General features: G+C 41.9%; 16 protein-coding genes and 1 pseudogene. 13 read left to right on the top strand and 4 right to left on the bottom strand.

Annotated features, from left to right (window positions below; genetic code table 11):
* Positions 1–11: 11 nt before the first annotated feature.
* A complete protein-coding gene (locus NSS80_RS15825; protein ID WP_024423345.1) occupies positions 12–1,340 on the top strand; it encodes a Na+/H+ antiporter family protein in 1,329 nt (442 codons plus the stop codon).
* Positions 1,341–1,500: 160 nt separating this feature from the next.
* Positions 1,501–2,277 carry a sporulation protein gene (locus tag NSS80_RS15820; RefSeq protein ID WP_328699227.1) on the top strand — a complete coding sequence of 259 codons (777 nt, stop codon included), beginning with the start codon at positions 1,501–1,503 and terminating at the stop codon, positions 2,275–2,277.
* 38 nt (positions 2,278–2,315) lie between these two features.
* Here NSS80_RS15820 and NSS80_RS15815 read toward each other — a convergent pair whose 3' ends face one another.
* From NSS80_RS15815 to NSS80_RS15805, 3 genes are all read right to left on the bottom strand, one after another.
* Positions 2,316–2,912, bottom strand: coding sequence for a biotin transporter BioY (locus NSS80_RS15815; protein WP_034282595.1), 597 nt, complete (start codon positions 2,910–2,912; stop codon positions 2,316–2,318).
* A 116-nt stretch (positions 2,913–3,028) separates the two neighbouring features.
* A complete protein-coding gene (gene ald, locus NSS80_RS15810) occupies positions 3,029–4,165 on the bottom strand; it encodes an alanine dehydrogenase (RefSeq protein WP_034282594.1) in 1,137 nt (378 codons plus the stop codon).
* A 110-nt stretch (positions 4,166–4,275) separates the two neighbouring features.
* A complete protein-coding gene (locus NSS80_RS15805; protein ID WP_024423341.1) occupies positions 4,276–5,505 on the bottom strand; it encodes a PucR family transcriptional regulator in 1,230 nt (409 codons plus the stop codon).
* A gap of 406 nt (positions 5,506–5,911) precedes the next feature.
* Between NSS80_RS15805 and NSS80_RS15800 the strand changes: the two genes are divergently transcribed.
* From NSS80_RS15800 to NSS80_RS15765, 8 genes and pseudogenes are all read left to right on the top strand, one after another.
* Positions 5,912–6,205, top strand: coding sequence for a WXG100 family type VII secretion target (locus NSS80_RS15800; protein WP_003213769.1), 294 nt, complete (start codon positions 5,912–5,914; stop codon positions 6,203–6,205).
* Between the two features lie 95 nt (positions 6,206–6,300).
* Positions 6,301–6,540, top strand: coding sequence for an EsaB/YukD family protein (locus NSS80_RS15795; RefSeq protein WP_003213579.1), 240 nt, complete (start codon positions 6,301–6,303; stop codon positions 6,538–6,540).
* A 14-nt stretch (positions 6,541–6,554) separates the two neighbouring features.
* Positions 6,555–7,865 carry a type VII secretion protein EssB gene (essB, locus tag NSS80_RS15790; RefSeq protein ID WP_326135731.1) on the top strand — a complete coding sequence of 437 codons (1,311 nt, stop codon included), beginning with the start codon at positions 6,555–6,557 and terminating at the stop codon, positions 7,863–7,865.
* A 51-nt stretch (positions 7,866–7,916) separates the two neighbouring features.
* Positions 7,917–12,392, top strand: a complete 4,476-nt coding sequence (gene essC, locus NSS80_RS15785) for a type VII secretion protein EssC (protein WP_342498340.1) — start codon at positions 7,917–7,919, stop codon at positions 12,390–12,392.
* Positions 12,389–15,298 (top strand): type VII secretion protein EsaA, encoded by a 2,910-nt coding sequence (gene esaA, locus NSS80_RS15780; RefSeq protein WP_342498339.1) that lies wholly within the window; start codon positions 12,389–12,391, stop codon positions 15,296–15,298. Before essC ends, esaA begins: the two co-directional genes overlap by 4 nt.
* Positions 15,288–15,773, top strand: coding sequence for a type VII secretion protein EssA (essA, locus tag NSS80_RS15775; RefSeq protein WP_041115809.1), 486 nt, complete (start codon positions 15,288–15,290; stop codon positions 15,771–15,773). The genes esaA and essA overlap by 11 nt, the downstream gene beginning before the upstream one ends.
* 99 nt (positions 15,774–15,872) lie before the next feature.
* Positions 15,873–16,616 (top strand): annotated as a pseudogene (locus NSS80_RS15770) ((S)-benzoin forming benzil reductase).
* Between the two features lie 299 nt (positions 16,617–16,915).
* Positions 16,916–17,449 carry an HD domain-containing protein gene (locus tag NSS80_RS15765; protein WP_024423336.1) on the top strand — a complete coding sequence of 178 codons (534 nt, stop codon included), beginning with the start codon at positions 16,916–16,918 and terminating at the stop codon, positions 17,447–17,449.
* Here the strand turns inward: NSS80_RS15765 and NSS80_RS15760 are convergent.
* Positions 17,446–18,933 (bottom strand): alpha/beta hydrolase, encoded by a 1,488-nt coding sequence (locus NSS80_RS15760; RefSeq protein ID WP_231293925.1) that lies wholly within the window; start codon positions 18,931–18,933, stop codon positions 17,446–17,448. The genes NSS80_RS15765 and NSS80_RS15760 overlap by 4 nt on opposite strands.
* Before the next feature lie 176 nt (positions 18,934–19,109).
* On the opposite strand from NSS80_RS15760, the gene NSS80_RS15755 reads away from it, so the two are divergent.
* The 3 genes from NSS80_RS15755 (at position 19,110) to NSS80_RS15745 (ending at position 20,921) form a co-directional block, all read left to right on the top strand.
* On the top strand, positions 19,110–19,346 hold the full coding sequence (locus NSS80_RS15755; RefSeq protein WP_034282580.1) for a YuzF family protein: 237 nt from the start codon (positions 19,110–19,112) through the stop codon (positions 19,344–19,346).
* Positions 19,347–19,529: 183 nt separating this feature from the next.
* Positions 19,530–20,633 (top strand): AI-2E family transporter, encoded by a 1,104-nt coding sequence (locus NSS80_RS15750; RefSeq protein WP_317221862.1) that lies wholly within the window; start codon positions 19,530–19,532, stop codon positions 20,631–20,633.
* Positions 20,634–20,699: 66 nt separating this feature from the next.
* Positions 20,700–20,921 carry a spore germination protein gene (locus NSS80_RS15745; RefSeq protein WP_003213446.1) on the top strand — a complete coding sequence of 74 codons (222 nt, stop codon included), beginning with the start codon at positions 20,700–20,702 and terminating at the stop codon, positions 20,919–20,921.
* Position 20,922: the final 1 nt, after the last annotated feature.

Raw genomic sequence — 20,922 nt, 5'->3', positions numbered from 1 at the left:
GGGGTTTCACCATGAATGCAGTTGTTTTAGCGGTTGTTTTAATGTTGATATTAAGCTTGCTGCGGGTCAATGTCGTGATTGCGCTGGCTATAGGCGCTTTAGCTGGCGGACTTGCAGGTGGATTAGGCTTGGGAGGAACAGTGGACGCCTTTACGGACGGACTCGGAGGAAATGCAACAGTGGCGATTAGTTATGCGCTATTAGGGGCTTTTGCTGCGGCGCTGACGAAAACAGGTCTACCAGATGCTATGGTTGAAGGAGCAGTGAAGCTTCTAGGAAAAGAAGGCGATTCAAGACGGAAAACACTATCAAAAGTGCTCATCGTTCTTGTCATTTTGATCGTGTCCTGTTTTTCACAGAACGTCGTTCCTGTTCACATTGCCTTTATCCCAGTCCTCATTCCGCCGTTATTAAAGGTGTTTAACGAGCTTCAGATTGACCGCAGACTGCTAGCGTGTGTCATGACCTTCGGACTCACTGCACCATATATATTACTTCCAGTCGGTTTTGGACAGATTTTCCACGGAATGCTTCGTGACAATATGAAGGAAGCGGGTCTGACTGTAAACCTTGCAGATATTCCATATGCCATGCTGATTCCTGTAGCAGGCATGGTTCTTGGCTTGATCGTTTCCATTTTTGTATATCGAAAGCCGAAGGTATATGAGAATCGTGAAATTACAGACGTAGAGAAATCGGCTTATACGAAAAAAAGCTTATTCTTTGCCGGTCTTGCTATTCTCGTTTCGTTGATTGTCCAGCTTTATCTATCACAAAGCCTTGGTGTGGAAGGAATGATCTTCGGTGCACTCGCAGGACTGCTTGTCTTGTTTGTGACTGGAATGATGAAACGGGATGAAGCAGATGAACTGATTACATCTGGAATGAATATGATGGCATTTATCGGTTTTGTCATGCTTGTTGCGGCTGGGTTTGCCAATGTTTTAACAAAAACAGGAGACATTGAATCTCTTGTCAAAGCATCTTCCCAATTTATCGGAAACAGCCAGAGTCTTGCGGCGATTTTAATGCTGCTCGTTGGTCTGCTTGTGACAATGGGAATCGGATCATCATTTGCAACGATTCCGATTATTACAACCATCTTTGTTCCACTTTGCTTACACTTAGGTTTTAGTCCAATGGCTACCATTGCCATTATTGGCTCTGCTGCGGCTGTTGGAGATGCAGGTTCACCTGCAAGTGACAGTACGCTTGGACCAACATCTGGATTGAATATGGATGGACAGCATCACCACATTTGGGGAACTTGTGTCCCGACTTTTATCTATTATAATATTCCGCTTGTTCTGTTCGGCTGGCTGGCGGCGATTATTCTGTAAAATGAAAAGCTTGTAGAGAAAACAATGATGTTTTTTCTATAAGCTTTTTTTGTTGTTCGCAGATGAAAAAATAATTAGGACAAAAGTACGAATTAAATGAATCTTTCTTTCTCTATCTTACGTATATATGCTGATAAAAATGAAAAGGGGAAGATGGGACATGTCATTTTTTAAAAAGCTAGCGGCAAGTGCAGGAATTGGTGCGGCAAAAGTAGATACCATTTTAGAGAAAAACGCTTATTATCCAGGACAAGAAGTAACGGGAACTGTCCATGTAAAGGGCGGAAAAATTGCTCAGGAAATCCGCCATATCAATGTTAAAATTGAAACACAGTATGTGATTGTAAAAGATGATGAAGAGCGTAGAAAATATGCAAACATCCATTCTGTACGGGTGGCGGATTCTTTTACCATCCAGCCTGGAGAAAAGCATGAATTTCCGTTTTCTTTTATTCTTCCTATCGATACCCCGATGACGATCGGAAAAGTTGAAATTGCAGTGGAGACAGACCTTGATATCCAAGGCGGAATCGATAAATCTGACTATGACCGTATTTTCGTTGAAGCACATCCTTGGGTGAAAAATGTGCTGGAAGCCACTAGCAATCTAGGTTTCCACCTGAACGAAGCAGACTGTGAGCAAGCACCTTACTTCCAGCGGCGCCTGCCATTCGTCCAAGAATTCGAGTTCATTCCGACATCAGACTACTATCGCTATATGCTTGATGAGTTAGAGCTGATTTTTCTGATAGATGAAGGCGGATTAGACATTGTTTTCGAAGTCGACCGTAGAGCAAGAGGCCTGAGAGGCTGGCTTGAGGAGATGTATAATGATGGGGAACAGCTTGTGCGCTACCGCTTCAGTCCATCAGATCTTGAAAATGTAGAAGTGCTTGAAGGAATGCTGGAAGAAATCATAGATCAATACGCTGAGTAATGATGAAAAAGAGCCTGAATGAAGACAGGCTCTTTTTTCTATGATACAGCTTCTTGTTTTCGAAAGGATGTGGCTTTGGATACAGAGCGATAAATTTTAGGTGCCAGCATCGCAAGTAATATCGTCAATGCGTAGTCTTTTACCATAAACCAGATCATAAAGAACCATGTGGTTTGATAGGAAATCGGTGCATTAAGCCATACATTTAATGCGAGGTATGTATAGGTCGTTCCGATCACATACATCACGGTCGTACCAGCAATGGCTGCAAGCAAAAAGCGGCCAAAGCCAGGGTTTTTTCTTTTTTCTAGAATGAATCCGGCAAGCCAGGCAGCAGGGATGTATGATAATACAAAGCCGCCGCTTTTGCCTAAAATGACCCCAAAGCCCGCAGAGAACTGGGCGAATACAGGTGCACCAGCAATTCCAACCAAGGCATAGACAATCATAGCTAATGCGCCAAGCCGTCTGCCGAGTAAGAGACCAGCAAGCACACAAAAAAACGGCTGCATCGTAAGTGGAATTCCGCCGACCTGTAAAAATGGCACAATGGATGTGATATTGGCTCCGATAGCCATGAGTGCAGCAAACATTCCCACTAGCACAAAGTCAGCAGTTCTTGTCTTCTTTTGCATGATGTTTCCCCCTGTCTTATCTGTACAAATAGATTAAGGGGAAGAAGGATTTTTGTCAACTTGTTTTTATTTTAGGTTAACAATAAAACCCGCCCATCAATAGGGCGGGTAGCTGATTAAGCTTCGGTCATAAAAGTGGCATCGATGGCTTTGCTGACAGGTACGTAATCATAGCCGAGATCACGAGCGACCGCTTCGTACGTGATATGTCCGTTCATCACATTGACACCTTCTGCGATGGCATTGTTTTCTCTAATAGCTTTTGCAGCGCCTTTATTCGCAATTTGCAGCGCATATGGAACAGTGACATTCGTTAACGCAACAGTTGATGTCCGCGGAACCGCGCCTGGCATATTAGCGACAGCATAATGTAAAATGCCATGTTTTTCATAAGTAGGCTGATCATGGGTTGTGATGTGATCAATGGTTTCGACAATGCCGCCTTGATCAATCGCTACATCCACAATGACAGAACCAGGCTTCATTTGTTTCACCATTTCTTCTGTCACTAGCGTCGGTGCTTTGGCACCAGGAATCAGCACCGCACAAATGAGAAGGTCTGCCTCACTGACTGAATCTGCAATGTTGACAGGATTGGACATTAACGTTTTCATTTGATGGCCAAATTGGTCGTCCAGCTGACGCAGGCGTTCTGCGTTTACATCAATCAGGGTGACATCTGCGCCAAGTCCGATCGCCATTTTCGCTGCGTTTGTTCCAACAACACCGCCCCCAATAATGGTGACCTTTCCTCTTGATACCCCTGGTACCCCTGCAAGTAAAATACCTTTTCCGCCTTTTGGCTTTTCTAAAAATTGTGCACCAATTTGAGCGGCCATTCTGCCTGCTACTTCAGACATAGGTGTGAGAAGAGGGAGTGATTTTCCGTCCGTTACTGTTTCGTAAGCAATGGCTGTAACGCCTTTTTGTTTTAATGCTTCAGCCAAGGAGGGCTCTGCGGCTAGATGCAGGTACGTAAATAAGATGAGTCCTTCTCTGAAATAAGGATATTCCTCAGGTAATGGTTCTTTTACTTTCATGATCATATCAGAAGATGCCCATACATCTTTCGCCTGATCAAGAATCTCTGCACCAACAGATACATAATCGTCATCAGTGAATCCGCTTCCAAAACCAGCGTTTGTTTCAATTAAAATCTGATGTCCAGCTGAAAGCAATTGAGAAGCTGCTCCTGGTGTTAAAGCCACTCGGTTTTCATTGTTCTTAATTTCTTTCGGAATGCCGATGATCATGTTTATTCCTCCTATGCTTATCTATTGATATTGTATGTCTAGTGTATCCGGAAAGTTTAGAAAATTCTTCGGTTGAAATAAAAAATAAAAAAACGCCTCTTTGTGAAATTTCACAAATGGACGTTTTTTAGCTTCATATCAAGGTAGATGGTCATTTTCTCATTCATGTTTTTTAAATCAATTTCTGCGATGTCTGTAATCCGTTTTAATCGATAATTTAAGGTATTGATGTGGATGTTTAATTGCTTTGCGGCAATATTGGCATTGCTGTCACAGTCAATAAACCGCTCAAGGGTTTCGACAAGGTTGGAATGATGCCTCAGGTCGTAATCCTCCAGCTTTGATAAAGAGTAACTGGAGTAAGAAGATCCCTTTCGCTTCTCAGCAAGCACATCTAGATATTGATAAATGCCTAGTTCAGAAAAGCTGTTTAAACGTTCTGTTTCAACTGGAAAGCGTTCTTTCGTCTTTAATACAGCCAGTGCTTCTTTATAGGAAGGCTGAATTTGAGAGATGTTATCGTAAATTCCTCCAATTGCTGCCTGAACATGCTGAATATGATACCGGTCCGCAAGCTGCTGCAGCATGCCGCTTGTGAATTGTTTAATATCTTGAAGCGGATGTTCTGTTTTTGGTGAGACAAGAATAATGAATTCGTGAAAATCAACAGTCGTTAACAGTACCTGAACTTGCTGTGTTGTTTCAAGCAGATAGGACAGCTTTTTTTCTGTCTCCTCTGTGAGTTCGTCACGAAGACGGAAGATGATGATGGCATATGTGTCTGGACATCTGATGCCAAGCCTTAAAAATAGGTCAAGCATCTCATCCTTTTCATGAATATGACCCGTGAGCATCTTCCAGAAAAGCTCCTGATTACGTTCTTCTGTTTTCGTTTTTCGAATTTGTAAATTGAGTAATTTGTTTTTCACGGCATGCGCTGCCATTTTGAGAAGGTCCATTTCTTCTTCTGAAAAAGGCTGTGCGGATTCAATCGCCCAAATAAATCCGAGCACTTCTTTGTCCTTCCAGATCGAAATGGCGACCCTGCTAGATAAACCCACCTCTGCAATTTGAGGGACACGAAGCGGTTCGTCTGTTTTAAGGAGTGTAGGAATGATGCCGTCCTTCCAAAGCCGATTAATGACTTTTTCCGGTACCCGGCGGGAGATAATGGTTGAAGTTCTGGCGGGATCAGTAAAATCATTGTGTGTGCTATATGCCAATAATCGATGATGAGTATCTTCTATAGTAATAGGGCAATTGAGCACATCACTAATTTGGTCTGCCACATCCTCTAAACGATCAAGACTATACTTAAACGGATCTGTCTTTTTTGTCATAAAAAACCCCTGCTTTTTCGAATATTTCACGTACTTACATTATGAAGAGAATGAGGTACGTAAATCAACAAAAAACTGCCATAAACTTAAAAAAACAAAAAGTGTGAGAAGCAAGCAAATGGATGTTGAAGCACGCTGAAAAAGAAATAGTACAATAATAACGTAGTAAAAAATCAATAGGCGGAAAGGTCCACCGAAGCAGGTGCATACTTATTAAGAATATATGACCAAAAAACTGTTAAATACTAGATAAAAAGCGAAAAAACAGTAATTCTATAGACTCATTTTGTAAAATAAAAACAGATTTGTTTGACTGTGTATCATTTCTGTTTTTATAATAATAACGTCAAAAAATAAGTGGATTAGCCCATTATATGGCGGCTATGCACGGGAGGTAATGAGGAATATGTCAGGAATTATTCGCGTAACCCCAGAAGAACTAAGAGCGACCGCTAAGCAATATGGTGTTGAAAGTCAAGAAGTGTTAAACCAAGTTGATCGTCTAAATAGAATGATCTCTGATTTAAAAGGAATGTGGGAAGGTGCTTCTAGTGAAGCATTTGCTGATCAATACGAGCAGCTTAAGCCTTCATTTATCAAAATGTCTGATCTATTAACAGATGTCAGCAATCAGCTTGATCAAACGGCAAATACACTTGAAAGCACTGACCAAGACATCGCAAGCCAAATTCGCGGCTAATCAAAGGGATTTCCTTTCTAAGTGTGAAATGCAGAAAAAGCGCCGAGTCTGTCAATGGATGCCGGCGCTCTTTCTATTTTGTGAGGTGGAAATTTGTGTATATCGATATTACCATCGACTTAAAAAATTATGATGGCAGTGTGTTTGATTTGAGACTATCAAATTATTTACATATTAAACAAGTCATCCATATCGCCTGGCAGGCAAAACAAATCTCACTTCCAAAGAGAGAAGGCGGATGGGTGCGAGTAGTCAATAAGAAAGCTGTGTTTTCAGGCGAATATAAGCTGTCAGACTGTGGAATTACCACAGGAGACAGGCTGGAAATACTATGAAAGGACTTTTGTAAATGGCAGATAAAAAGAGTTCCTATTTAGAAGAACAATTAGAAGCAGTCATGAAAAAAGAGGGAGGCACCTATACCTTTATTTTTCAAAAAGAGACGATTAAACTCTTAGACGGTTTAGAAGCGGCACCGATCAAAGACATCAATCCTTCATTTCAGAAAGAGATTCAATTAACTGAAGATGAGGTCATCATTTCTATACAACCGCCTCCTGCCTATCAGGAATTTCGTTTCATCCATGCAAAGGATGAAAAAAGCAAATGGATTTTTTCATACCAGCTTGTCGATGCAGTTCTTAAACACGATGTGAAACGGCTGCATCCTATTGTTTCTCCTGAAAACATTGTTTTTCATCAAGGCTTAGCTCCTGCATTTTTGCATTATGGGGTTAAAGAAAGCATTCCGCCATATGAAACCGATGAGTATCGCCTGTTAAAAGAGGTCAAGGCTGTTGTTCTTCGAGTGGTCGACCATGAATATCAATTTGAAGAATATGCGGCTTACAATGAAACGTTGAAATTATCTGAGCTGGCAAAAGAAATTAGTGAAACGAAGTCGCTGGAAGAATTGTCAGCTTTGATTGAGCAAAAGATCAAAGCAATCGATGCGAAAGAAAAAACGCTCTTAACCATACCTAAAAAGAAATGGAAGATCGAGCGATACATCGGATTAGGTCTGCTTGTCCTGTTAATCCCTGCATTGGTGTACACCATTTACACCTTCTTTTTTGCCATGCCAAAACAAGAAGCGTACGTCGAGGCAAACAAATATTATCTCAACAAGCAGTACAGTCAAGTGGTGGATACGTTAGAGAAATATCCAGCCAATCAAATGCCAGTCTCTCTACAATATGAACTGGCCATTTCGTATGTACAAACGAACCAAGGCAGTTTGTTGCTTGATCAGCATAAAAAAGAAATCACAGAAACGTACACATTGCAGACAGATCCGCAATACTTCCTATTCTGGATTCATATTGGACAAGGCAATAGCAAGGAAGCACTTGATATTGCACGGGTGCTTGGAGACGACAGGTACATATTTACGGCACTCGTCGCCTACCGCAATGAAATTCAAAACGATGACAGCCTTTCTGCTGAAGAAAAACAAAAACAGCTAGATCCGATCATTAAGGAAATGGCGAAATATGAAGAAAAAGAAACAACCGAGACAAGCACAAGTGACTCCTCAGACGCAAGCCAAACAGATGAAACAGCTGAACAAAAAGAGTCAAAAGCCGATCAAGAGAAAAAAGAGAAAGAATCTGAAGCGAAAAAGAAAACCTCTCAGACGAAAAAAGATGAGAAAAAATAATTCTTTCGATACAACTGACAGTTGGTGCTGTCCCATGAGGAGGTGGAGCGTTTGAGTCTTCTTTGGGTTTTTTATGAGGAGGATTATCAAACTGTCCGTTTAGATGAGCAGTTCAATCGAGAAGCTCTGATAGGACCTGAAATAGAGCATACGGTGACAATCCCTTCACTTTCGTTTGATGAAGGGGTCATTCGTTTATCTCCTGAAGAACCGAATGATGGTTTTTATATTTATCAGGGAGATGAGAAGAAGGGCAAATTACTTCCACATGAACCATATCAGCTTGGTTCACTTACACTTATTTTAATGGATGCACATCATGATCAACATATTTATTACCTAGGAAATAGAGTGGAGCTGTCTTTTTCACGTGAAGAGAAAGATGAGATAGATGTGTGGAAAGAACAAGCCCATTCCATGTTTCAAGATGCCAGCCAGTTCACTTTAGAGAAAATTGAAGGAACATGGTATGTCATGCCTCAAGGCGAGAAGATTTACGTGAACGGAAAGAAAATCCACGGTCCAGAGAAGGTATATGCAGGAGATGAGCTGTTCTGGAACTTTCTGACGGTGACATTTAAAGACGATGATTTATTACAGGTGACAGCTTACGAACCTTTTCATACACGTTTGGAAAAAACAAGACCGCCAAGTACGGAAACAAAACAAAAATACCCTTCATACAGACGTACACCGCGTTTGATTTATGATTTGCCAGATGACAGGGTATCCTTTAGCTTTCCTTCGCAGGAGAGTGAAAATAACAGCAGAGGGCTTTGGCTTGTTGTCCTTCCGCCGCTTGTGATGCTCCTTGTGATGGGGATTGTTGCCCTAATCCAGCCGCGCGGAATCTTTATTATCGTGTCGATGGCAATGTTTATCATGACGTTAATTACATCGTCCGTTCAATACTTTAAGGAAAAATCACAGCGCAAAAGACGAGAAGAGAAGCGTCAGCGAGTCTACTCTCTTTATTTAGAAAATAAGCGGAAAGAGCTGCAGGAGCTGTATGACCGCCAGCAATATATTTTGACGTATCATTATCCGTCATTTGAACAAATGAAGTATTTAACATCAGAAATCAGCGGACGCATTTGGGAAAAGACGCTTGTGAGTGACGACTTCTTGCACCTGCGTCTTGGCACAGGCGCAGTCCCATCAAGCTATGAATTATCGATGAGCGGCGGCGATATGGCCAATCGAGATATTGATGACTTAATGGAACAAACGCAGCACATGCAAAAAGTATATCGTGAAGTGAAGAATGTCCCGATTACATTCGGTCTTGCGGATGGTCCAACAGGATTAATTGGGAAGCCTGCGATTGTGAAAAATGAGCTACATCAGCTTGTTGGACAGCTTGCTTTCTCGCACAGCTATCACGATTTGAGATTTGTCTTTATCTTTCATGAGCAGGAGTATGAGAATTGGGAATGGATGAAATGGCTTCCGCACTTCCAGCTGCCTCATACATATGGCAAAGGGTTTATTTACAACGAACAAACACGCGATCAGCTGTTGTCCTCTATTTATGAAATTTTACGCGAGCGTGATTTAGAAGAAGAAAAAGAGAAGAAAATCTTTACGCCTCATTTTGTGTTCATCGTGACAAATCATGAGCTCATTGCCGAGCATGTGATTTTAGAATACTTAGAAGGCAGCCGGACAGATCTTGGTATCTCCATCATCTTTGCAGCAGAAACAAAGGAAAGCTTAGCTGAAAATATTTCGACGCTTGTCCGTTATATTAACGAAGAAGAAGGAGATATTCTCATTCAGCACAAGAAGGCAGTACGAATTCCGTTTCAGCTTGATACACATCAGCGCGGGGACAATGAACTGTTTGCCAGAACACTGAGAACATTAGATCATCAAGTTGGTATGACCAATTCGATTCCTGAGACGGTCTCATTCCTTGATCTTTTCCATGCCAAACAGGTAGATGACATTGGCATTCGTGAAAAATGGCTAACTTCAGAAACGTCCAAATCATTATCAGTTCCAATTGGTTATAAAGGGAAAAACGACATTGTCGATCTGAACCTGCATGAAAAAGCACACGGCCCGCACGGACTGTTGGCGGGGACAACGGGATCAGGGAAAAGTGAATTTTTACAGACGTATATTTTATCGCTCGCTGTACATTTTCACCCGCATGAAGTTGCTTTTCTGTTGATTGACTATAAAGGAGGCGGAATGGCGCAGCCGTTTCGAAATATTCCTCATTTACTTGGAACGATCACCAATATTGAAGGCAGCAAGAACTTTAGTGAAAGAGCGCTTGCCTCAATTAAAAGTGAATTGAAGAAAAGGCAGCGGCTGTTTGATCAGTATCACGTGAATCACATCAATGATTATACGAAGCTCTACAAGGAGAAAAAGGCTGAGCAGGCAATGCCTCACTTGTTCTTAATCTCTGATGAGTTTGCTGAATTAAAAAGTGAAGAGCCAGACTTTATTAGGGAGCTTGTCAGCGCTGCACGTATCGGCCGAAGCCTTGGGGTCCATCTCATTTTGGCTACCCAAAAGCCAGGCGGGGTCATTGATGACCAGATTTGGAGTAACTCCCGTTTTAAGGTCGCACTAAAAGTACAAGATGCGTCAGACAGTAAGGAAATTTTGAAAAATAGTGATGCAGCGTCCATTACGGTCACAGGCCGCGGTTATTTACAAGTGGGCAACAATGAAATTTATGAATTGTTCCAATCGGCTTGGAGCGGTGCACCATATATGGAAGATGGCTACGGCTCAGAAGATGACATTGCCATTGTGACAGATACTGGTCTTATTCCGTTATCAGGGGTAAGCACAGAGCCAGCAGTGAAAAAAGAGACAGTGACGGAGATTTCCGCTGTTGTGGATGAAATTGAACGTATGCAGCAGGAGCTTGGAATTGAGAAGCTGCCAAGTCCATGGCTTCCACCGCTTGAAGAACGGATTCCAAAAACGCGTTATGCGTCGAGTGAAGAGCATGTCTTCCATTTTGCGCTTGTTGATGAACCAGATCAGCAAAGCCAGCATCCACTTTCTTATCAAATGATGGAAGATGGGAACATTGGCATCTTCGGTTCCTCCGGCTACGGCAAATCACTTGCTGCTACAACACTTCTGATGAGCTTTGCGGAGAGGTATTCACCTGAAGAATGGCATGCATATATTTATGACTTCGGAAACGGAACATTGCTTCCGTTAGCCAAACTGCCGCATACGGCGGATTATTTCTTAATGGATCAGATGAGAAAGATTCAAAAATCAATGAAGCGTCTGCGGGAAGAGGTTGAATATCGCAAGCGGTTATTTAGACAGCAAGAAATGAGTCATATCAAAATGTACAACGCCTTAAATGAGAAAAAGCTTCCGTTCATTTTTATCGTGATTGACAACTTTGACATTGTCAAAGACGAAATGCATGATCTCGAATCTGAATTTATTCAGCTGAGCCGTGACGGACAATCACTAGGTATATACTTCTTGATTACAGCAACCCGGGTAAATGCAGTGCGTCAATCCCTGATGAACAATTTGAAAACAAAGATTGTCCATTACTTAATGGATCAAGGAGAGGCGTACTCGATTATTGGCAGACCGAAATTCAGCTTAGAGCCGATCCCAGGACGAGTCATTATTAACAAAGAAGAGCTTTATTTTGCGCAAATGTTTCTGCCAGTTGAAGGAGAGAACGATCTCGAATTGTTTGAGCATTTGAAACAAGAGATACAGCTTCTTCATGACCGCTTTGAAGCATCCGAAAAACCAAAGCCTGTGCCAATGCTTCCTGATAAGCTGACAGTTTGGGAGCTTGAGAGTCGTTTAGATGAACAAAAACCGCCTTATGACATTCCAGTCGGATTAGATGAGGAATCTGTGGCACCTGTTTATTTTGACTTGAAAAAGAATAAACATTGCCTCATTATCGGTCAAACGCAGCGCGGGAAAACAAATGTGACAAAACTGATGCTCGATCAGCTTTTAGTGGCAAAGCCTGAAAAGCTGGCTGTCTTTGATTCAATTGATCGAGGTCTATCCCATTATGCAAAAGAAGAGAACATTGATTACCTTGAAACAAAGAATGATATCACCGAATGGGCAGAAGAAATGGACCGCATATTCAAGGTGCGGGAAGAAATATATGTCGAAGCTGTGCGCCAAGGGGAGACCGATCAGCTGTCATTTCCTCAAATTGTGCTTGTGATCGATGGCATTACGCGTTTTCAGCAGACGATCGATCCGCGTCTTCAAGATCAATTAGCTGATTTCATGAAGTCATATGCACACTTAGGCTTCAGCCTGATTGCATCAGGGAATCATACCGAGTTCAGCAAGGGCTATGATGCACTCACAAACGAAATCAAACAAGTTCGTCATGCTATGTTACTCATGAAAAAATCAGAGCAAAACATCATACCGCTTCCGTATGCAAGACAAGAACCAGAGATTCAGCCAGGCTTCGGGTATTTGGTTGAAAACGGAAAAGAGAAGAAAATCCAGGTTCCTTTATGTGCGGTAGAAAGGAAGAGTGTTCAATGACAGAGCAGCAAAAAAGCTCCATCAAAATCGTATCCACCATGATATTGATTCTTGTGCTGCCGGTTTTATTTTTCCATCTGATTGGAGATGACCCGGCAAAACAGAAGAAGAATGCCACACGAAATATTGCAGTGGTCAATGAGGATATGGGAGCGAGCGAAAGTGAAAACACGGCTCGTTTCGGACAGGATGTTGTGGCAGCATTGTCAGAGCGTCCTGATTATACATGGACTGTAGTGAATCGCAGTGCGGCGGAAAATGGACTGAAAAACAGAAAATATGACGCTGTCCTTTATATTCCGTCTGATTTCTCTAAAAATGTGCTGAGCTATGATAAAGACCATCCTGAAAAGGCGTCCATTCAATTTTCAATTCAAGATCAGCTCAATGCAGTCAATAAAGAGAAAGTGCAAAGAGAGCTGGAAAATGCACAAAAGAAAATGAATGAACAGATGTCGACGCTATACTGGAGTTTTGTATCACAGGAAATCGGCAATGTAAGAGAAGAGTTTGAGCATATTGTCGGCAAAGAAGTCGAATTCCAAAACACGATGTACAACTTCTATAAACCGAACTCAAACAAACTATCAGATGCCGTCCAGCAGCAGAAGAAACAAATAGAAGAATTAAAAAATGCGATGGCCGATTCACAGAAAGAGTATAAAGACGGCTTGAGTACAACAGAAGAAGCAAAGAACCAGTTAAAGGACTTTGTGAAAGCAGTCGATCAATATCAGCAGTATCAAGACAAACAAAAGGATCTCTTGATCAAAGCGCAATCAGCAAGTCAAAAGCAAATCCAGCAAGGGCTCAAACAACTCGCTGACATTCAAAACCAAAATGCCCGCAGCTTTAGTGATCAAATGGGCGGACTCAAAACAGACATCAACGGGGTACAAAGTCAGCTGAAAACAACGGACAGCGCCATCCAATCTGTTCAAAAGTCGAGAGAAGACGTTATTCCTAAGCAATCAACGGGGTTAAAGGAACTTGTGAAGACGTCTCAGGAAGAACTGATTAGAAATTATGAAGCTCAATATCTTGCATACATAGGGGATAAAATTACTCCATTGCAAGAGCAATTGAAAGCTTCAAGAAAGGCATTGCTTGAAGCAGAGAAACCGAGAGAGGATCCGAATGAGGATTCGAATAATCAAGGTGAAGACCAAAAAGACTCGACAGACGATTTGAAAATCGATCTTGAAGAAGAGACGAAGAAATTATCTGAAATCTCAACAGAAATAAATCAAGTGGCAGATGAGTTGTCTGGAAATGAAGAAACGCCACCTACTCCAGAAAATGGTGAAGAAAATCCAGAACAAACTGGGGAAACCAAATCAACGTCAGTTCAATCAAAAGAGCAACTAAAAGCACTGTCCCTAAAATTAGAAGAAGTGAAAAAGAATATCGAGGAGAAAACCACAGCTCATAATGATCAATTACAAGGAAAAGTCGATCTTTTGAGTAAAGTATTAAAATCTTTAACAGATAAAATAGATAAACTAGAAGAAAAAATAATAAGAATAGAAACTAGCAACAATAAAAACATAAGTGATATAAAGAAATCCATCATCAAACAAGAATCTGCTATTACAAGAAAATTAGAACGAATAGAAACAACTCAATCTCCATTAAATCAATATACATCGAAAATGGATAAACTTAGGGATTTTAATACAAAATCAGAAAATGCATCAGAATTATTAAAGTATTCAAATGAATTAGTACATTATGAAGCATTACTTAACAGCTTCTATCAAGAGAAGGATCCTTCTTCTTTGGTCGACACCAAACCAGATGAAATCCAGTCCATCCTCTCCATCAAAAAAGAAGAAACAGAAAACTGGGATAAGCTCAAAAACCAAATGCTGACATCAAACGATGATGTGTCTACTTTTATTGATGAGATGCAGAAATTTTCAGATGGTTATGCGGAGTACATTACGACTCAGCAGGCAAGCATGGAACAGGAATTACAGACAATTTCTGAAAGTGCGGACAATGTAGCTGAGCAAATGGCTGATCAAGGAGATGCGGTGTATACAGCAGACCTTGCAGGCAGTTCAATTGTTGTCAGTGCACAGGATTCAATTGGTCAGGAAGTGCTTCGTCTTTCTGAAAATATGAGTTCGTTAACCGACCGCCAAAAAGGGGTGGCGGATTATACGAATAACATTGAAGAGAGTGTCACAACAGTTCAAGAGAAAGCAGATACGCTGAATGAAAACTGGAGCAAGAATGTCGATTCTACAAAACTTGTTCAGCAAGATTTAAAGGGTATTTTAGGAAATACATTAAGTGATCAAGGCAACAGCAACTATGTGTATAACCATTTAGCCAATCCGCTGAAAATCAGCGGCGATGTGCCGGAGGAAAAAACGCAGACTGTACCGCCGGTCGTCATTTTGGTCATTGTGATGATCAGCAGTTTGTTAATTGGCTTTTTCAGCTCGTATTATGCGTCAGCTCCGATGCTGGTCAAAGGTGCACTGTTTGGCATCTTGAATCTATTAGTCGGGCTCATGATCAGCTTGTTTGGACTGAACATTTACAAGCTTGCAGATGATCAAGCCATTCAATGGTCGATCTTCACCATTTTGTTGTTAGTGGCGTGCTCTGCCTTTATTCGCACGGCCTTCCTTTTCGGTTCCATTGCCGGATGGATGGCAGCAACGGCACTGATTTTCTTCTTTGTCGCACCGTTAATTGATTTGGTGATGCCGAATTTCCACTTTACCAATCCAGTGACAGACGTATACCTGTCGATCCAATATGGAAATGGAGACACCTTTGGAATGGGCGTCACAGGGTTAGTGATTTTAACTGTCCTTTTCATGGTCGTACCGCTTGTGAAAAAGCTATGGAAAGATAAAACAGAGGAACGTGATGTGACTCATGAAGCTTAATCTATTCGTGAAAGGGGCGGCACTCGTTGCCGTTTCCCTTTTTCTCCTCATCCCTGCTGCTTTCGCTGCTGGTGAAGATACGGATACGAATGTCAAGCCGAATGAATATCAGGAAAAGGAACTTAATATTAACTCGAGTATATTGAGGGATCAAACGAAATACGAACAAAGCAAAACGACGTCAAAAATCAAAACAGACATTCATTTTGCTGAACCGCCCAAAGCCCCGGGGGGATCTCTTTCTCCGCAGCTTTTTAGTGATCTAAAGGAGAACCCGCCCAAAACACCGGCTCGTATGATGAAAGAGATGAATATCTCTTTTAGTGATTCGGCTGTATCAGCACCATCTGAGGATGATCATGAGAAGCAGACATCGGCACTGCTTCCGATGATCTTTGGTTTCTTGATAGCCCTTGGTCTCGTTGTGATGATCATCCTGATTCCAAAGGTGAATGTGAAGGCTGAAAAGAAATAGTCTGTCTCTTTTAAAAGAGGCAGGCTTTTCTTTATGCAGATTGCTTGATGTCATACCGTTTCACTACGTAAAATAGTGATATCAAGGGAGGAGATTGTCATTCGAATTTCAATCGTTACAGGCGGATCAAAAGGCTTTGGCTTAGCACTTGTGAACAGGCTGCTTTCACGCGGGGATCATGTGTATACAGCAGCAAGAAGTGCATCGCCGATATCCCATCCGAAGCTTACACATACCCAGGTTGATCTGACCAATGAAGAAACAGCGGCCAAATGGATTCAAGATAGTCTCACGCCGCAAACTCTGGCAGATGCTGATGACATCTTACTTGTCAACAATGCAGGAATGGTCACACCTATCAAGCGCGTTGGACAAGGCGGACAGGATACGCTTCATCAGCATTACAAGCTGAATCTTGTTATTCCTGTTTTACTGAGCCATATGTTTGCTAAGCAGACTTAATCATTTAACGGAAAGAAAACGATCGTTCATCTTTCTTCTGGAGCGGCGAAAAACCCATATAAAGGCTGGAGTTCGTATTGCAGTTCAAAGGCAGGACTCGACATGTTTATGAGGACTTTTCATGAGGAACAACAGGACGAGGCGCATCCGATCAACACGTTTTCCTTTTCACCCGGCACGATCGATACAGATATGCAGGGGGAAATTCGGAAGTCATCAAAACAAGACTTTGAACAAATAGACCGTTTTCAGCAATTATATGAAACAGGCACGCTGAAGAGCCCAGATGAAGTCGCAGGTATTTTGCTCGATCTTTTAGCGGATGATCCAGCTGGCGGATGTGTCTACGATGCACGTGAGTATGGGAAAAAGCAGTCATAACGACTGCTGCAGCGTGAAGAAAAACCCTCGCATTCGGTGTCAGGCCTCGGTGCTGGTGCTCACGAATCTCAAATTCGCTCCGCGCCAGTACTCGGTCTTCCTAGACTTCAAGGGTTTTCATATCACGCTGAAAAGGAGAAAAAAAGCAGTCATAACGACTGCTTTTTTCGTATTGTACAAGCAAAAACAGCTCATTTGACATAAGCTGTTCTTGAGACTCATAGAAAATATAACAGAACATTTGAGTTTCTTTTCAGAATATGTTAGGATGCTAAAAATATAGATAAGGAGGGGTTTCCATGAGAAAGGTTACATTAATGGATGTTTACACCCATCCAGTCGCTCAAAAATATTTAAATCGTTCAGGAAAAGCCCATGCGATTGCTTGTGCTTATCACGCATTCAAACTGGCGGTGCAGGCTGGGATTAATCCAGATCTCGCTGTGAAAGCAGCCCTCTTGCATGACATCGGCCACTATGAATGGTATACAGCTGGCGGAGAATGGGATTACGAGACATATAGACGGAATGATATCCATGCCATTAAAGGCGCAGAGCGGGCTCACAAACTGCTCATACGCCTCGGTGAGGAACCAAAGGCAGCCAAAGATATTGCGCTTGCGATTCTGCTTCATACAGATTCATATTTGCCAGAGGGCGACCTTCATAAGGACACACTTCAGCAAATCGTCAAGAAGGCAGATGAAATGGATGAAGAGCCTGGCGGACATCACCATTACAGACAAATAGACGAATCACTTGCAATGAAAAAAATCACGGAATTGGATCAGAAAGTGCAGCAGGCACTTCAGCCCATGAAACGTTCTGTTTAGTATGGAATGTCTCCATGAATATTTCCATCCTGATCGACATACAATGTGCGAATAACGGTACGGTTAAATGCAGATGTACCTGATGCAGTGAGTCCGGTGTAATGAACCGTGACAGAATAAGCACCTTCTTTTTTCAATTGAACAGCTGATGAAGCAGTTGTTTTGAGTGGATGATCTTTTTGGGCATCCTTAAAGTAAAAGGTTTCGACTTTCTTGCTTAATCGTTTAATCAGACCGCTTGAATGGGTCGATGCATCATCCCCTGATTTCGCTGCCTCTGCTTTGATTTCGTCATTTAATGGTGAATCAAAGGATACGAGCAGCAAATAAGGAGCCTTTTTTCCTGAATTTGATCGAATCGTCCATTTTCCAGGAACGGGTTTATTGATTTGTACATGGTGCGAAAATGCGCCTTCATATGGGAAAGATGCTTCCGATGTCTTCAAATTTGTTAAGACGTCTCCATTTGGGGCGATGATTTCCGGCCGCGCCTCATGACTTTCATTTAACCACTGAATCGATAAGCCATTCGTTCCTTCCTCTACATAGAACGCTTCTGTTTTATCCTTTTCACTTTCACCGCCTTTCACATAAACATCTGTATTCAGCTCAGTAGAGTTGGGGCTCTCTATATTTTCTTTTTCAGCGCTTGCGGCATTTGCCAGCAGCTGATGCTGAAACACAGGGAACATGCTTGTGCCGTTTTTAATGGAGTTGTGATCCCATTTCCCTGTTAAAATATTGTTTGCATATGATAGTCTTGTGCTGCTTACCGTGACGGCGCCATCATTTGCACCAAAGCTCTTTAAATACATGCCGCCTAAATACAGCACTCCGCCAAATGTTCCCCATTCCGATCCCGAATACGTGATGTATTTTTGAGGAAACTTCTCCAGCTTGTCGGTTTCACTTCGAAAAGCCGCCATGAGCCCCGTTTGCAAAGAATAGAGCGCGTCGCTTTTTTGTCCAAGAATTTCTGCGAGCCAGCTTCCGCCCTTGCTATACGCTAAATCTGCCAGCGGCGTTCCGTAATGAGGGGAGCCGAGTGTGATGACCTTCTCTACATATGGATGGGCATCGTGATACACGAGTGCGGACTGTGTATCCACCCCGCCTTTACTATGACCAATCACAATAAGTTTTCGACCGAACACATCATAGATTTCTTTTAACTTTTCTGCTAATAGTTTGCCATTCTTTTTCGTATCCTGATCTGGATACAAATCTATGAATGCGCTTTCGTATCCGTTCAGAACAGCTTGCTTTGCCATGTCGTTTCGGTCGAACCATGTGGAGGAGGAGCTGTTAATGCCGTGAACAAAAACAAGTGGCGGTTTTGACTCGTCTTTTTGAACCGGCTCTTCTCCTTTAAACCACTTTCCTGGTGTCCCAGGTTCATCTCCAATTGATCCTGCATACGCATAACTTGCAAAGGAAAAAAAGAGCATGACAGCAGCGAGACAGATGAGTTTTTTCAAGATCATTCACCTCTTCAAATGATTTAAGTTGTTGGCAGCACCAATTTATTATACTTCCAAAAGATGTAAAATTAAATAAAATGTTAAAATATGGTATTTGAGTTGTAGGTTTGCCCTGAGTGACATTCACATGGGTCATTGCATACGATGTGGGTAAATACACAAGTAAAGGGGCAGGTAGGATGGCACAACAAGGAAGTCCGCAGCTTGTTTCATTAGTTGATCCATATGTTTATCAAACATTGCAGAAAGTGATCGGTATGAGATTGATTGTTCAAACAGTGAAAGATACAGTGCGCGGAAAATTGAAGGAAGTCATGCCGGATCATATTGTCATTGAGGCGGGGACAAAATCAGTTTTTTATGTGCGGATCCAGCAAATTGTATCGGTGATGCCTGATCACAGTGAAAGAGTGTAACAAGCAGACGCAAAGGTGTCTGCTTTTTTCACGCTTATAGAATGTATATCTGGAAAAAGTGCATGATATACCAATTGTTCTTTTTTTTACAAAAAATAAGGTTCTAAAACAAGAAGCAGTTGACAGAAGGTGGGTGGAATAGTAGTTTTTTAATAAGATCAATACGTAACAGGAGGAGCATCTTTGTTAAAATCTAAAGTTCATTTTTGGACATTCCAAATATTACTTGTTTTACTCATTGTTTATGTATCTACAAAGGTTTCGTTTTTATTTCAGCCGATTATTTTATTTGCATCTACCTTGTTTGTTCCCATCTTGCTGGCTGGAATTCTCTTTTTCATCTTTAATCCAATTGTTCGATTTTTGTCCAGGAAAATTCCTAGGAAACTTGCTATCCTGATCATTTATCTTTTGTTCATCGGACTCATCACGTTCATTGTGAATGCTGCGGGACCGGTTATTGTCACGCAGGTTGGTGGACTTGTCAAAAGCTTCCCTGGTTATGTGACGGATATGCAGAAATTTATCAACGACTTCTCGCATTCTAAAACATTTACTTGGATGATGAACCAAGATTATGTCTCCGTCTCGAAGTTTGAACAGACAATTGTTTCGACATTAAAAGGTTTGCCGGAAAATATTGCTTCAAGCATGTCTGCTGTGTTTGGTGTGATTGCCAATATTGCTTTAGCTGTGATCACAGTTCCGTTCATTTTGTTTTATATGTTGAAAGATGGACATAAGTTTCCGGACAAGCTCGTTCAATTTTTGCCAATGCCTTACCGTAAGGAAGGATTGAAAATCTTTAAAGAATTAAACGATACGCTTGCAGCTTACATACAAGGGCAGATTGTTGTCTGTTTATTTGTTGGAGTGGCTTGTTTTATCGGATACTTATTAATCGGTGTGAAATATGCGCTCATTCTCGGCATTATCATTGCGGTCACAAATGTGATTCCGTACCTTGGGCCATATCTTGGCGCGGCACCAGCTGTGCTTATTGCGTTTCTTGATTCGCCTGGAAAAGCGGTGGTGACAGTCATTGTCATTCTTGTCGTTCAGCAAATTGACGGAAATGTCATTTCTCCATTGATCATTGGGAAACGTCTCAACACACATCCTTTGACCATCATCCTGCTATTAATTGGGGCAGGAAGCTTTGGCGGAATCCTTGGCATGATTTTTGCGGTCCCTGTCTATGCACTGCTCAAAGCCATCACCTTGAATATTGTCAGATTGGTGCAGCTGCGTCAGCGATCTCGCAAAGAACAGCATTTAAACGTCTAGGACAGATGCACACTTTTTCCCTTCTTGCATAAGATGATTGAGATAAGCAGATAGGGGGAGATTCTGATGCCTGCAATCGTTGGACCTATTCATATCGAGTCGTTAGGAGGAAACGGTGCAGCTACTTTCGGTGATGTCCTGGCCATTGCCCCTTTGGCTGTAGACCACTCTACTGGCGGTGCGGGAGCCTTTAATTCAGGGGATTATATGTCACTTACAAGTGATCCGAATGCCACGATGCTTTGGGACTTTACATTGTTTGGCCAGCCTCAATCATTTAACGCATAGA

The sequence above is a fragment of the Bacillus sp. FSL M8-0350 genome (assembly GCF_038593345.1).
Taxonomy (GTDB): domain Bacteria; phylum Bacillota; class Bacilli; order Bacillales; family Bacillaceae; genus Bacillus; species Bacillus safensis.
Note: the sequence above shows the minus strand (reverse complement) of the source record. Positions and strands in the feature narration are given on the sequence as shown.